This is a genomic window from Acinetobacter sp. YH12144, from assembly GCF_013418345.1.
Taxonomy (GTDB): Bacteria; Pseudomonadota; Gammaproteobacteria; order Pseudomonadales; family Moraxellaceae; genus Acinetobacter; species Acinetobacter amyesii.
The window spans coordinates 121,627-135,784 of sequence record NZ_VPCD01000011.1; the positions used below are offsets into that span (position 1 = coordinate 121,627).

Consider the following 14,158-nt stretch of genomic DNA (forward strand, 5'->3'; position numbering starts at 1 on the left):
TGAATCGCCTAAAAAGCCCCTAATAAGGGGCTTTTTTTATATTTAGTGAATGATATGACGCAGAGGTTTGTAGACAAATCTCTGTCCTATTTGCGTGTATAATTTTCTCCATTGATCGACATTTTCCAATGGCCTTGATCATCTTGATAAGGCGAGCGCTGAATGGTGAATTGTTGAGAGAAATTATCCTGACCGATGCTAAAGCTCTGATCACCAAAACTGCTCAAATGGGCTTTTATTCGCGACTGTTCAGCACCACTGAAGGTTTGGTTGGCAATACTTTTTTCAGTATGTTCTTGATGGTAATACGTCACTTCGCCCGACGATTTGATCACTAATTCACTGTGGTTGTTTTGCCAAGTCCCCACATAATTTTCATGGCCTTTGAGGAGCGGACTGTTTTGTGTACAGGCAGGGAGCATGAGCAGACAGAGGGGAGCAAATACGAGATGTTTTTTCATAATGAAATCTACCACGCAGGAGATTTCTTTAAATGTGCGCCTGAATGCTGAAACTTACAATAGGCTTTTTGAGGCTCATAGGTGATAAAAAAACTGAGGCAGAACAGTAGGCATATGTGATGTTTTTCAGGACACGCTCAACAAATCTTTGCAGTAGAAGAAACTTGCTTCATGCTAATTTAAAATCAATCAGTTGATGATGCTTCAGATTGATCATTTCAGCGCATGATAAAAAAATATAGAGATTGAACATAATGCAAGGATTCGTGGATTTTTGGAGAAGCTTTAGACTTTTACCCTCAGCATGGCTGTTACTGGTGCAGTTTCTGATCTTGGTTTTAACCGCGATTACCCGAGAAAGTCTGTCTTTTCGTGCGCTAATTTGGGTACTTGGGGTGTCGGTACTATTGATCATTGCCAAAGTGATTCGCCAAACTCCAATGTTTACGATTCTAGGACTGAGTTTTGTTGGCTGCGCCGTATTGTTTTCTACTTTGATTATGCTCGGTGTAAATCATCCGAATATTCAAATTATTGCGCATGGTTTTGAAGCCTGTGCGTATTTTAGTGCAGCCTATGGCTTATTACGCTATATGTTTGCCGATCGCTATTTAACCAAAGATGAACTTTTTGCAGCAGGGGCAGTATTTACCCTCATCGCATGGGGTTTTGCTTTTCTCTATAGTATTTGTCAGCTGATTTATCCGGATAGTTTTGTAAATCCTGCAGAGCCGGGCATGCAGTCGTGGTTAGATTTATTATTTTTAAGTTTTAGTTTGCAGTCTGCCACGGGCTTGTCGGATCTCATGCCTGTGAGTGCGCCTGCACGGGTCTTGGCTATGCTTCAAATGTTCTGTGGGGTGATGTATTTGGCTCTCATCGTTTCACGCTTAATTGCATTGCAATATATTGCCCATTTACCGGAACGCCATGAGCCCAAAGACAAATAATGGCAGGAAAAAAAAGGACGCAAATGCGTCCTTTTTGGTATTCAGTATCTAATATGAATTAGAAACGGAATTTAGCGTTTACGCCAACAGTTTGAGTGTCGCCGATAAAGCTTGTTTCAGTCGCTTTAGCTGCTTCATAGTTAGCATTTACATAGCTAGCACCAACTGCAACAGCAGGAGTGATGAAGTAGTTTACGTTCGCGCCCCAAGCTGAGTCTGGAGTACCAGCAAAGCTAGATTCAGCGTAAGAAGCACCAACGCTTAATTTAGGAGTTACGAAAAGATCAGTTTTGAATTGGTAAGCAGTGTCATCACCGTAGATGATGCCTGATTCGAAACCAATTGCCATGTTAGTGTCGTCGATTGCGCCAACATATTTAGCACGTGCAGTGATAGCGTCTTGGTCTTGACCAATAGTCGCAGCTTCTGCAGCAGCTTTAGCAACACCGTTGCCCATAACGTTGAACGCGTCAACAGCAGCTTGGTCAGCAACGCTAGTGTAACCAACAGCAACTAAGAAGTTTTGAGTTGGAAGCGCACCAACTTCTAATGCATAACGGTCGCCGTTGTCATCAGTGTTGTTTGCATTTTTGCTGTCAAGGATAGTGTGGCTGTAAGAAGCACTAGCGTATACAGGAACAACTTTAGTTGGAACATAAGCTTCAGCTTTAGCACCAAAGTTATGAGCAACTACGTCAACACCTTGTGAACCAACTTCGCCGTAGTTGTAAGCAACAGCTACGTTAGAAGCTTGGTTTAAGAATGCAGCTTCTGCTAAAGGACCTTTTGTAGAGTCAACATTTTTGAAGTAGTAAGTACCTTGAACACCACCAATGAAATCTTTGTCATTTGTAGTTGTGTCGATGTATTCTGCTTGGCCTTGAACTTCAAATTGGTAAGCTTGAGCACCGGTCATGGCTAATAATAAAGCAGTGGCTAAACCGAGTTTTTTCATGATTTTCTACCAGTTGTTACAAATGGATTAAACATTGAGCATTGTATTGTAACAATATATTAAGTCAATGATCCTAAAGGTTATTATTCAGTCTCTGACTCAGATCTTTATTTCATAATAAGAAATTCAGTTTTTACTCTAACTAATAAGTCACTGAAAAAAAATCATTGAGAACAATTAAGTAAGTTTGATTAAATTCTTAATTAAAAAAATACACTTGAAAAAATACACAACTTTTCAATCTGAAATAACAATTATTATTGTTATTTTAATTCAAAATAACATTTATTGTAGTGGGTAAATTCTAACGCTTTTCACGCATTTGAAGCGATAAATTGCGGCTTTGACTGCCGAATTGTTGGGCAAAAACTGTTTATTTGCATAGTAAATGGACGTTTTTGTTTTAAATCTGAGGTCTACTTCACTTAAATGAATATCTTAGTGATAAATTTAATATCCTTGTGAAATACTTGGCTTTACATCAGGTTTTATTTGATTCATAATTTGCCAATCGAGTCGTCACACAGTTTAAAAGTGTGACTTTGACCCTGATTCTCCATCATTTGTTTTTTATTCGCCCAGCTTTCCCCAAGGTTGGGCTTTTTTTTTGTCTAAAAATGGAACTTTACCGCAAAGATTATAGATAAAACGGAGATGGAATAAAAATAAATGCCCTTTTATGGTGCATATATTATTGAATTTATCATCGAGTTCAGTAGGTCCAGACAAAAAAAATCCTGATTTTCATGGAAAATCAGGATTTTTTAGCCAAAATTTTCGGGAAACTAAAATATTCTGCTGAGGAAGAAATTTAGTGTGCCCTAATACGGTGCATTCTGCACCAATTTATTGCAATTGTAAATATTTATTTAAGCAAGTTCATAAAAAAATTTATTCCTTTCAAATATGTTGCTGTTTTTTAGCAAATTATCTCGTTTTAAAATGATAAAAATGTGACAGATTCAACACATTTGTATAGAATTTAGCTGTATAAATGTTCATTTTATAAATTAATAAATTATTGATCATTAATTTAAATATTCCCGCGTTTAGTTGATAAGTGGGTTGGGGTATGCAACAAGTGTGGGGCATAAAATAGATGGAAACATTACGAACAGAGCATATTAGTAAGCGCTTGCAACTTGCGATGCTAGTAATCGTCTTGTCTATCGTATTTATTAGTGTTCCACTGATTGTGAGCAGTTATCAAAACTACCTCAAAAATGCTCAAGCGCTGAAAGAAATTCAGATGCTAAAAATGGTGGCAGATTTAACCAACCAAATTTCTCGTGAACGTGCGCCAGCTAACAGTGCAATGTCGAGTCAAGGTGAACAGCGCGAGCAAAAAATTATTGAGTTGGCTGAATATCGTCAAGGCGTTGATCGGCAATATCAAGATACACTGAAAGTTTTAAAAGAAACGGGCTTTGCACCGATCGCCCAGCAGTTAGAGTCCAATTTATATCCATATTTGTTGCAGGGTCGCAAAACGGTCGATCAATATATTGCGCTGCCGACACAACAGCGTGAAGCTAAAAAATTGGATCATGCCATTTTGGCGATGTTCCAAGCTTGGGATCAAAGCTATATTGCCATGCAGAAATTGGTCAATCATTCACATGGTAAAGATACCCGTGTATCGAATTATTACACGCTGATTTTATTACTGGCAGAATTACGTGATCAGGCGGGACGAGTCGCATCAAATATTATGGCTGCGGTATCATTTCAACAGGAAATTCCAGAGCAAAATTTAGCGCGGAGTTTACAAACCCAGCGTCAAACACGCTATCTATGGGAATTGATCAATGTCGTGCAGTCCGAACATGACAAAACACCCGAGTTTAAACAGTTACATCATGCGGTACGAACGGAATTTTTAGATAAAGGTTTGCCAATTATTGATGGTTTGGCTCAAAAAAGTCTTCAACATCAGCGTTATCACATGGATGGCACCCAGCTCACTGATGCAATGGTCAATAAATTTGTCACAGTGGTGGAATTGCAAAGTTATATTTTAGATTACAGTCTCAAAGTAGCTGCGGATGAACAACGTGAAGCGCGAAATAAATTGATTTTCACGCTTTTTGTCTCGCTCGTGTCATTACTGACTGCATTATTAACGATGTTCTATGCCAAGAAATGGGTGTTTGAACCTTTAATTCGTGCTCGTAATCAGTTATTTAAACTGGCTCGGCACCGACAAATGGATCAAGGCGTGATTGAACCTGCCAAAGTAGGTTATCTCAGTTTATTTGATGCCATTCAGCATATTGAAAACATGTTGGAACAACGTGATGCCTTTGAATTTCAGCTTAAACATATTGCCAATACTGACTCACTCACCAATGTCGCCAATCGTTTTGCCTTAGATGAATATATTAAATTTCGCGACAGCCAAAATTCAGGCTTTTTACATACAGCACTGATCGTGATTGATATTGATCACTTTAAACAGGTGAATGACCGCTATGGGCATATTGTCGGCGATTTGGTGATTCAACATGTTGCCAATCAATTACGACAACATATTCGTTCATCCGACTTGGTGGTGCGATATGGAGGAGATGAGTTTTTAGTCCTGATCGAGGGGATTGATATGCTCAAAGCCCAGCACATTGCCGAAACCATACGGCATGATATTCAGCATGTGAATTTTAATTTGGCAGAGGACGAAGCCGATCTCATTGTGACGGTGAGTATTGGTGTTGCAGTGGGTGCCAAAAGCTGGATCGATTTATTAGAGCGCGCAGACCAAGCATTATTTAAAGCCAAAGCTGCGGGGCGTGACCGTGTTTCAGCCTAAACGCAGCTTGATATTCATAAATATCTTGGCAGATTCATAAAGTTAGCTAGAAAAATCAATTAATCTTCATCTTTATATAATTTATTGCAGGCTTGTTGGTTCATTTGACTACCATCTACATTCCAACACTGGGCTTGGGTAATTTTGCCTAAATTGTACTGAAGCACCGCTTCAGGTTGCCCATTGTCATACCAAATTTTATAACTGTTATGACGAACGCCATTACGATAATAACCTTGGCGTTCTAGTTTGCCGTTTTCAAACCACATTTTCAGCTCACCAATCAGTTTATTATTTTGAAAATTGGCATAAGTCCATGGTTTACCATCGCTATACCAGCGTTGGCGCAGGCCATTTTCGAGACCATTTTTATAATTTTGAGAAAAAGCCAGTTGGCCATTCGGATGCCAAATTTTGTAATCCCCCTGCGACTCGCCATTGATGATGCTACTTTCTTGCTCTTTTATCCCATTGGCAAACCAAAACTCAAGTTTGCCCTCGTACTCCCCATTTTTATAAGCAATGCGGCTACGGGGTTTGCCGTTGGGGAAGAAACTTTCAAATACGCCTGAGCCTTGAATACCATCTGGAAAGTGAATTAAATGTTCACATTCACCGTTTTTAATTTTGCTGTTGCTCAGAAAGATGGTGGTTAGGGCATTGCCATTGGCATAGACATATTGATTTTCATAGATCCCTTTGTGTGAAGTCGGGGTACTGAGGGCTTTACACTGCGGCTTATCTTTCCATGGGCTAAGACCGGGGTCTTCTTGTGAGACAAACAGCACCATGTATTCGTTTAGATAGCCATCGGCAAAGCTATATATTGGACATAATAAGAGGCTGAAACTTAAGATAAATTTATTCATTGTTAGTATGCTTTTATATTTTAAAAAGTTAAAAATTATTCGTTGTTGAGTCCACGATAGGCGTCATCATAAGGATGTTTTATTTAAAAATAAATAGTCGATACGTTGAGTTTGCAACAGATACAAGACTGTTGAAAAGTACACAATTCAGGTTTGAACTTCATCTTATACTATGGACTTTAAACACCATAAAAATAGTGCAATGAAAAAAATATATCTATCGTTGATGACGGTCTTGAGTTTGACTGCATGTACAGCTAATGAAGGCATGTTGGATTCATCTCAACACTTAAAACAAACCACTCAAGCCAATTTAGAAAATTCAAGGGTGAGTGAGATTCCGTCTTTATTTAATCAAGCACAGACACAGGCGGTATTTGTCACATTTGATGGTCAGCGTTTAAGTCATTATGGCAATGACTTACAGCGCGCCCACACCGAATACATTCCCGCATCTACTTTTAAAATGTTAAATGCATTAATTGGTTTGCAGCATCAGAAGGCGACAGCCAATGAAGTTTTTAAATGGAAAGGTGAAAAACGTGCTTTCCCCTCATGGGAAAAAGACCTGACTTTGGGTGAAGCCATGCAAGCATCTGCAGTTCCTGTATATCAGGAACTGGCAAGGCGAATAGGTTTGGCGTTAATGCAACAAGAAGTCAAACGGGTCGGTTTTGGCAATGCCAATATTGGCAAACAGGTGGATAATTTTTGGTTGGTTGGGCCGTTAAAGATTACGCCTGAACAAGAAGTCCAATTTGCGTATCAGCTTGCGACAGAGAAATTACCGTTTGATGTCGCGGTACAAAAGCAAGTCAAAGATATGCTTTATATTGAAAGCCGTGGGGATGCGAAGTTATATGCCAAGAGTGGTTGGGGTATGGATGTGGAACCTCAAGTCGGTTGGTATACCGGTTGGGTGGATGATGGTCATGGCAAGATCACGGCGTTTAGTTTGAATTTGCAGATGGCTGCAGGGGATGATGTGGCGGAGCGTAAGCAGTTGACGTTGGATGTGTTGGATAAGTTGGGTGTGTTTCATTATTTACGTTAATTTTTTGAATTTTGAATTTTGAATTTTGAATTTTGAATTTTGAATTTTGAATTTTGAATTGGCACGTCCTCGCTTTGCATTAGGTTTTAGCTTCCATTGCGTAGGATTTATCTTACTTTTGAAAGCACAAAAGTAAGCAAAATGCTTTTGTTTGACTGAGGGCACATCCGTGCTGCTCCAGTCAAACAGGCGACATCCATGTCGCCGTCTTGTGATTGAATTTATGATTTTTTGCAGATATAAAGGATACAAGTTATTAATATTTCAAGAAAATGAACCAAGCTCAAGAACAACGTTTAGAAGAAATTTTTAAAACAAATGATAATAATGGGATCGCAATTGCGATTACAGGTTGTTGGGGAGTAGGTAAAACTTTTGCGTGGAATAAATTTCTAGAAATACGTGCAAAATTTGAAGAAGAAAAAATTAAACATTTGCCAGCTTTTCAAAGAAATAAAGATCAAAGAATATTTAGTAAAAAATATGCTTATGTATCATTGTTTGGTATAGAAAATTTATCTGATCTTAAAGCTGCTATATCCACAAATATGAGTAGTAATTACTTTAATCAAGAATCCTCAAAGAACTTTGAAATACCCACATTCATCAAAAAGGGACTTACAGCTTTAAGAGAGGTTAAACTAACGAGCAGCGAATATGGAATTAGTTCTTCTGCACGAATTTTTGAATCCATGTTATATGCTCAAGTTAAAGATGCCATTATTTGTTTTGATGACTTTGAACGAATGTCTAAAAATCTAGACATCAAAGATGTAATGGGGTTGGCGAATCAACTGAAATTAGAGCGAAATTGCCAAGTTGTTTTGATTTTAGATGAGTCAAAAAATGAAGATGAAAATAAGAAGAAATATGTGGAATATAAAGAAAAGTTAATTGATGAAACTATCAAAATTAATTCTGTTGAGCCTTTGATTCGTGCAAAAACAAAAGATATAGATGACGATTTAGTTAATTTGATGATTAAATTTGCTGAAGAGTTAGAGATTCATAATTTTAGATTTTTTCAAAAAGTAATAAAACTGTATAAGCAGTTTCTAGAACAATTACCTGCAGAAGTTGCTTACTCAACAAAAGAAATTATTTTAATTAGAGTTTTACAAGGATATTTGATTGAGGATTATGGTCAAGGTTTAAATGTAGGATGGAATGATTTTACACCTGAAAATGCTATCAAATTAATGGATCAAGTTGAAGATGAGGAGTTGCAGGGAACAAAATTTAAAGTATTAAATCAGCTTAATAAAGTCTCATATCATTTTACTACTGATTTAGGGAAATGGTTAATTGAGTATAAAAAATGGTTTGATCAAGAGGGTAGTTTAGATTATTCGAAACTAAGAGAGTTAGCTAATTCAGATTATATATTAGAAAAAAATAATTTAATAACAAAAGAACTCCGCACTTTAATGAATCAATGGCGAAACTTACAGGTAGATCAAGATTATTGTGATTGTTTATTTGAGAAGTCAACATCGTCAATAGAGTTTACAGATTTACAAGAGTTAGATTTTTATTGTTTTCTACTTAAAAAGTTTGGACGAAATGATTTATCAAAAAAACTTAAAAGAAATGTTATGGATTGGCTTGATCAAGAATTACATGAACGTTATGAGTATATTTGGGATAATGCTACATCATTTGGTTATAAAAAAGAAAACTTCTTCCATTGGTATATCAAGCGTTGGAAAGCAAAAAATCCACAAGCAGGATTGCCCCCTTTATTCGATGTGTTAAAGGTGTATATCTTAGATGGAGGAATCAAGAATAAAGCGAACTTAGTGCTAAAAAATGCAATTCAAAATGATTGGGAGAATTTTATTTTTTCAGACTCTTCAGTAGATGAGGAGTTAAAAAAGATTCATAAAGGAAAAATAATGGAGCGAATCCTACAGCAGAAGATAGATATAGCTTTAACGCCTTTAATCAAGCAAAGTATCGAAGCAATTTTAGTTAATAAACTTAATTCTAGTAATGATTTAGCAAATAAGAAAAACATTGAATTTGTAATAGATAACTTTAAAAAAGAAGGGCTCTTATGAGCCCTTTCTATATCACTTCAACATCGGCTTTAAGAACTTCGCTGTATGCGACACTTTATTCTTCGCAACAACTTCAGGTGTACCTTCGGCAATAATCATACCGCCACCCGCACCACCTTCAGGGCCTAAGTCCACAATCCAATCGGCAGTTTTAATCACATCCAAGTTATGCTCAATCACTACAATGGTATTGCCCTTATTACGCAGCTCATGCAGGATGTCGAGCAACTTGGCAATATCATGGAAGTGTAGACCAGTTGTTGGTTCATCAAGCACATACAAGGTTTTGCCTGTATCGCGCTTCGCCAACTCACGAGCCAATTTGACACGCTGCGCTTCACCACCTGAAAGTGTGGTTGCAGACTGACCCAAACGGATATAGCCCAAGCCCACTTGGTTCAAGGTTTCCAAACGACGGTGGATCACAGGAATGGCATCGAAGAAATGCATCGCATCTTCAACCGTCATTTCTAAGACATCAGAAATGTTACGACCTTTATAGCCAACTTCTAACGTTTCGCGGTTATAGCGCTTGCCGTGGCAGGCATCACAAGGCACATACATATCAGGTAAGAAGTGCATTGCAACCTTAATCATACCGTCGCCTTCACAGGCCTCACAGCGACCGCCTTTCACGTTAAACGAGAATCGACCTGCAGCATAGCCACGTGCTTTGGCTTCAGGGGTTTGCGCAAACAGTTCACGAATAGGGGTAAACAAACCGGTATATGTTGCAGGGTTTGAACGTGGTGTACGACCGATTGGGCTTTGGTCAATATCAACGACTTTATCGAGGAACTGTAAGCCATCAATCGAATCAAATTTCTCAGCCGTTAATGTGGTTGCACCATTCAATTGAGTCGCTGCAAGCGGCAATAATGTCCGGTTAATCAGCGTCGATTTACCTGAACCTGATACACCTGTCACACAGGTCATCACACCTAAAGGAATAGTCAAATCGACATTTTTCAGGTTATGACCCGCAGCGCCCATTAACTTAATTTGCTCTTCAGGTTTTGGCGGTTGTGTGCGTGTTTTCGGCACATCAATACTGAGCTTTCCTGATAGATATTGACCAGTTAATGAATCTGGATTTGCCAAAATTTCATCATACGTCCCTTCGGCAATCACATGACCGCCATGCACACCTGCACCGGGGCCAATATCAATAATATGGTCGGCGGCACGGATCGCATCTTCATCATGTTCTACAACTAATACGGTATTACCTAAGTCACGCAAACGTACTAGGGTTTCCAATAGGCGGTCATTATCACGCTGATGCAAACCAATAGAGGGTTCATCCAGCACGTACATTACGCCCATCAGGCCCGCGCCAATTTGCGAAGCCAAACGAATACGCTGAGCTTCACCACCCGACAGTGTTTCTGCCGAACGCGATAAACTTAAATAGTTCAAACCGACAGAGACTAGGAAGTGCAAACGTTCACGAATCTCTTTGAAAATCTTGTCAGCAATTTCGCCTTTGGCACCACTTAAGTTGAGGTCTTGATAATAGCTTTCAGCATCGCCAATCGACATCTTGGTGATTTGCGCGATGGTTTTATCTTTAACTCGAACATGACGTGAAATTTCATTGAGACGTGAGCCACCGCAAGCATCACATGCGGCATTGGATAAATACTGTGCTAAATCCTCACGCACATAGTTCGACTCCGTTTCACGATAGCGACGCTCTAGGTGAGGTAGAATCCCTTCAAAGGCTTGCACACGTTTGTGCGAACGACCACGTTCATCAATATAGCTGAGGTCAACTTTTTCCTTGCCTGTACCATAAAGGAATTTCTTTTTGGTCTCGGCATCGAGTTCATTCCACGGTGTGTCTAGAGAATAACCAAAATGATCGGCAACTTTTTGGATCATGCTGTAGTAATACGGACGTTGACGGTCCCAACCACGGATTGCCCCTTGGCTAATCGAAACTTCATTATTGGGAATCAATTTGTCAGCACTAAAATGGCTGCGTGTGCCTAAACCATCACAAACAGGGCATGCACCGAATGGATTGTTGAAGGAAAATAGCCGTGGTTCAAGTTCACCAACGGCACGTTCACATTCAGGGCAAGAGTGTTTCGCAGAAAATACGCGATCTTCTTGTTCGCCTTTCATCCACGACAAAATGGCAATATCGCCACCCATACGTAGTGCAGTTTCAAAGCTTTCTGCAATACGGTTACCGAGGTCATCACGAACTTTAAAACGGTCAACAACGACTTCGATGGTGTGCTTTTTCTTTTTGTCGAGTTCAGGCGGAGTATCAATATCAATGACTTCACCGTCGACACGCGCACGGACAAAACCTTGACCTTGTAATTGTTCAAATAAGTTGGTGTATTCACCCTTACGGTCACGGACCACAGGGGCAAGCAACATAAGCGCCGTGCCTTCTTCTAGACCTTTGACGGTATCGACCATTTCAGACACAGTCTGAGCCACCATCGGGAGGTCATGTTCAGGACAATACGGCGTGCCGACACGGGCATAGAGTAGACGTAAATAGTCGTAAATTTCGGTGATTGTTCCCACTGTTGAGCGTGGGTTGTGGCTCGTTGATTTTTGTTCGATGGCAATCGCAGGACTCAAGCCTTCAATCGAGTCAACTTCGGGCTTTTCCATTTGCGAAAGGAATTGGCGTGCATAGGCAGATAAGGACTCAACATAGCGACGTTGACCTTCAGCATACAAGGTATCAAAAGCCAAAGAGGACTTCCCTGAACCAGAAAGACCCGTAATGACCACAAACTTGTCGCGTGGAATATCGAGTGACACATTTTTTAAGTTATGGGTACGTGCGCCTCGAATACGGATATGGCTTTGGCTCATGCAAGGGGTCCTAAAAGATTCATCGAAAAACCTATATATGATAGCGCATGAAAAATGTTCAAGTGTAATTTAAACCTAGATTTATGCGTGACTTTGTGAGAAAAATGGCCGAATCAAAATATAGCTGTCTGTGCCGATGCCCTAAAACATCCGCAAATCAGCAATCTAGGACTTTTAACATGAAATGGCAACTTCATCTCAATCCAACATTAGCTGTGATGGGTTTATTGATGTGTAGTGTGTTTTTGAGTGCATGTACCCCGAACCAAACACCGAAAGCGCAAAATTATGACAGCTTAGAACAAGCAACTTTGGCGCTGAATACCGAAAGTGAAAAAATTGATCTGTATATTGCAAAATTAGGTCAAGCCAAAACAGAAGCTGAAAAAAAGCATCTGGCTTGCGAAAAAATTCCTCAACAGTTTGATTTGGTTTTGGCAATTGTTGAAAACAATCAACATTTGATGAGTGCTGAAGATTTAAAAGTTCAAGCGCAGTTTAAGCAAATGGCTGAGCAACAAAAAGCGCGCTTTACATCTAGCCTATGGTGTAAAGGTGCATAAAGATCACGGCACTATGACTGTTTTAAGTTCATCGTTTAAATCTCCTGTGCTATGTGCATAAAAATGCATTAGAAAATCTCAGGACTATCGCAGAAAAGGCGTAAAATGCAGTTTTATCGAAACCATAGAATGCCATGTTGTCCTTATTTCTCAAAAGCTTAATGGGTGCCTTTGTTGTGGTATTAATTGCTTTGCTGTCTAAAAGTAAGGTGTTTTATATTGCAGGTTTGGTTCCATTGTTTCCGACTTTTGCGTTGATTGCCCATGTCATTGTGGCAAATGATCAGGGTGCAGCCGCATTACAAAAAACAGCGTTGTTTGGGCTCTGGTCTCTTATCCCGTATTTCATTTATTTATTGTTGGTGTATCTGCTCGCAACACGTATGAGCTTAACGGCATGTTTGAGTGTAGCAACTTTGAGTTGGGTGCTAGCAGCTGCTGTTTTGATTTATGCATGGCAGAGTTTTCAGTAAGCATCGAAAGCCTATATAGGTGCTGATTCAGATCAACTTTTTATGTGTGCAGATAATTTATAAAACAATAGATTTGCCTAAAATTAGGATGAATTTCCAATCATTAAATGTGTGGTTTGGAATGTAAGTATTTGAATAAATAATTATAATTCTGCCAGAACAGCAAATAATCATGATAAGAGCAAATAATGTTAAAACAATTTTGGGTGATCATCTGCCTCATGTTTTCAAGCCAAATCCTGTGGGCTGAAGACAGTCAAATCCTCGCGTTTGAACAGTTTATTGACCCGGCAGCAGAGCAGCGCTATAGCATGAGCGTGCCTGCGGTCGCGCAAAATGAACAGCTATGGTCTGTGGTCTATATGGTGCTACAAACCAACCAAGTCCCTGACAATACCGTATTGGACTTTAAAGTCGTTCCCCAAGGCTTATTATTGAAAAATAATCCTGCACAAAAAATACAAGAGTATGCTTTTGACGGCGTGCAGTTGGCACAGAAAAAAGACTATGTACTGTCCCAATTTTCCGATTTGAGTGAACAATTGGAAGATCAGACGGGTAAGAAAGTGCAGGATGCATCGCTCTTTGATACCAGTCGTGCCCATGTATATGCCCGCGTAGAAGATTGGGTGCCTGACTATAATGCACAAGCAACTCAACTGAATATTGAGCTGGGCAAACTGAATGAAATGCAGATGAAAGGGCTGTATTTGATTTTAGGTAAAGGCGAGAAACCCAAAGATTTATTGGCCATTGCTCAACTTGATCCGATGATCAAATCACAATTTCATTCAGAAGAAATGCAGGAACGCAAAGCAGCGCGCAGTGAATTGCGTGAAGCACGTTTTGCGATTTTTTTGGTGATTATCGCGATGGGGATTTTCCTCGGATGGTATCGTTTTAAACGCTAATACACTGAATGATCGTGTAAGGTCATTTGAACCGAATCCAACCGTATTAAAAAAAGGATCTAAAAGTAATTTTAGATCCTTAAATTTTTATCTCTGTACACGACAAATTTCACAGAACCCTTATCCTATCAGGATTCTGCTTTCTTAAAATTGCCAAAATTTCCTTAAACTCTTCTTTTTTCCCAAAACCAATTAAACGCTGAATCGCCATT

11 protein-coding genes are annotated in these 14,158 nt (G+C 39.3%); 7 read left to right on the forward strand and 4 right to left on the reverse strand.

Annotated features, from left to right (window positions below):
- Positions 1 to 86: 86 nt before the first annotated feature.
- The gene (locus FTU79_RS09300) at positions 87 to 461 is read right to left on the reverse strand and encodes a hypothetical protein (protein ID WP_180049772.1); all 375 of its coding nucleotides are present in this window, start codon (positions 459 to 461) and stop codon (positions 87 to 89) included.
- A 254-nt stretch (positions 462 to 715) separates the two neighbouring features.
- Between FTU79_RS09300 and FTU79_RS09305 the strand changes: the two genes are divergently transcribed.
- The gene (locus FTU79_RS09305) at positions 716 to 1,411 is read left to right on the forward strand and encodes an ion channel (RefSeq protein ID WP_180049774.1); all 696 of its coding nucleotides are present in this window, start codon (positions 716 to 718) and stop codon (positions 1,409 to 1,411) included.
- Positions 1,412 to 1,469: 58 nt separating this feature from the next.
- On the opposite strand, the gene omp33-36 is transcribed toward FTU79_RS09305, so the two are convergent.
- Complete coding sequence (gene omp33-36 / locus FTU79_RS09310) at positions 1,470 to 2,366, reverse strand: porin Omp33-36 (RefSeq protein WP_180049776.1); 897 nt, start codon at positions 2,364 to 2,366, stop codon at positions 1,470 to 1,472.
- Positions 2,367 to 3,465: 1,099 nt separating this feature from the next.
- Here omp33-36 and FTU79_RS09315 point away from each other — a divergent pair.
- Positions 3,466 to 5,172, forward strand: coding sequence for a diguanylate cyclase (locus FTU79_RS09315; protein WP_180049778.1), 1,707 nt, complete (start codon positions 3,466 to 3,468; stop codon positions 5,170 to 5,172).
- Between the two features lie 59 nt (positions 5,173 to 5,231).
- Here the strand turns inward: FTU79_RS09315 and FTU79_RS09320 are convergent, their stop codons facing one another.
- Positions 5,232 to 6,041, reverse strand: coding sequence for a toxin-antitoxin system YwqK family antitoxin (locus tag FTU79_RS09320; protein WP_180041377.1), 810 nt, complete (start codon positions 6,039 to 6,041; stop codon positions 5,232 to 5,234).
- A 202-nt stretch (positions 6,042 to 6,243) separates the two neighbouring features.
- Here FTU79_RS09320 and blaOXA point away from each other — a divergent pair, with 202 nt between their 5' ends.
- Entirely contained in the window at positions 6,244 to 7,095 is an 852-nt protein-coding gene (gene blaOXA, locus FTU79_RS09325) for a class D beta-lactamase (protein WP_373685656.1), read from the forward strand.
- Between the two features lie 272 nt (positions 7,096 to 7,367).
- A complete protein-coding gene (locus tag FTU79_RS09330; protein WP_180049780.1) occupies positions 7,368 to 9,155 on the forward strand; it encodes a KAP family P-loop domain protein in 1,788 nt (595 codons plus the stop codon).
- 12 nt (positions 9,156 to 9,167) lie between these two features.
- On the opposite strand, the gene uvrA is transcribed toward FTU79_RS09330, so the two are convergent.
- Positions 9,168 to 11,999, reverse strand: a complete 2,832-nt coding sequence (gene uvrA, locus FTU79_RS09335; protein WP_180025908.1) for an excinuclease ABC subunit UvrA — start codon at positions 11,997 to 11,999, stop codon at positions 9,168 to 9,170.
- A 179-nt stretch (positions 12,000 to 12,178) separates the two neighbouring features.
- On the opposite strand from uvrA, the gene FTU79_RS09340 reads away from it, so the two are divergent.
- From FTU79_RS09340 to FTU79_RS09350, 3 genes are all read left to right on the forward strand, one after another.
- On the forward strand, positions 12,179 to 12,562 hold the full coding sequence (locus tag FTU79_RS09340) for a hypothetical protein (RefSeq protein WP_180049782.1): 384 nt from the start codon (positions 12,179 to 12,181) through the stop codon (positions 12,560 to 12,562).
- A gap of 134 nt (positions 12,563 to 12,696) precedes the next feature.
- Positions 12,697 to 13,035, forward strand: a complete 339-nt coding sequence (locus tag FTU79_RS09345; protein ID WP_180049784.1) for a GlpM family protein — start codon at positions 12,697 to 12,699, stop codon at positions 13,033 to 13,035.
- 188 nt (positions 13,036 to 13,223) lie between these two features.
- Positions 13,224 to 13,946, forward strand: a complete 723-nt coding sequence (locus FTU79_RS09350; RefSeq protein WP_180049787.1) for a hypothetical protein — start codon at positions 13,224 to 13,226, stop codon at positions 13,944 to 13,946.
- Positions 13,947 to 14,158: the final 212 nt, after the last annotated feature.

What these genes read in the sequence shown, in the direction of transcription:
- FTU79_RS09350 (WP_180049787.1), top strand. Translation starts at nt 13,224, where the DNA reads ATGTTAAAACAATTTTGGGTGATCATCTGCCTCATGTTTTCAAGCCAA.
- FTU79_RS09330 (WP_180049780.1), top strand. Translation starts at nt 7,368, where the DNA reads ATGAACCAAGCTCAAGAACAACGTTTAGAAGAAATTTTTAAAACAAAT.
- uvrA (WP_180025908.1), bottom strand. Translation starts at nt 11,999, where the DNA reads ATGAGCCAAAGCCATATCCGTATTCGAGGCGCACGTACCCATAACTTA.
- FTU79_RS09305 (WP_180049774.1), top strand. Translation starts at nt 716, where the DNA reads ATGCAAGGATTCGTGGATTTTTGGAGAAGCTTTAGACTTTTACCCTCA.
- blaOXA (WP_373685656.1), top strand. Translation starts at nt 6,244, where the DNA reads ATGAAAAAAATATATCTATCGTTGATGACGGTCTTGAGTTTGACTGCA.
- FTU79_RS09300 (WP_180049772.1), bottom strand. Translation starts at nt 461, where the DNA reads ATGAAAAAACATCTCGTATTTGCTCCCCTCTGTCTGCTCATGCTCCCT.
- FTU79_RS09320 (WP_180041377.1), bottom strand. Translation starts at nt 6,041, where the DNA reads ATGAATAAATTTATCTTAAGTTTCAGCCTCTTATTATGTCCAATATAT.
- FTU79_RS09315 (WP_180049778.1), top strand. Translation starts at nt 3,466, where the DNA reads ATGGAAACATTACGAACAGAGCATATTAGTAAGCGCTTGCAACTTGCG.
- omp33-36 (WP_180049776.1), bottom strand. Translation starts at nt 2,366, where the DNA reads ATGAAAAAACTCGGTTTAGCCACTGCTTTATTATTAGCCATGACCGGT.
- FTU79_RS09345 (WP_180049784.1), top strand. Translation starts at nt 12,697, where the DNA reads ATGTTGTCCTTATTTCTCAAAAGCTTAATGGGTGCCTTTGTTGTGGTA.
- FTU79_RS09340 (WP_180049782.1), top strand. Translation starts at nt 12,179, where the DNA reads ATGAAATGGCAACTTCATCTCAATCCAACATTAGCTGTGATGGGTTTA.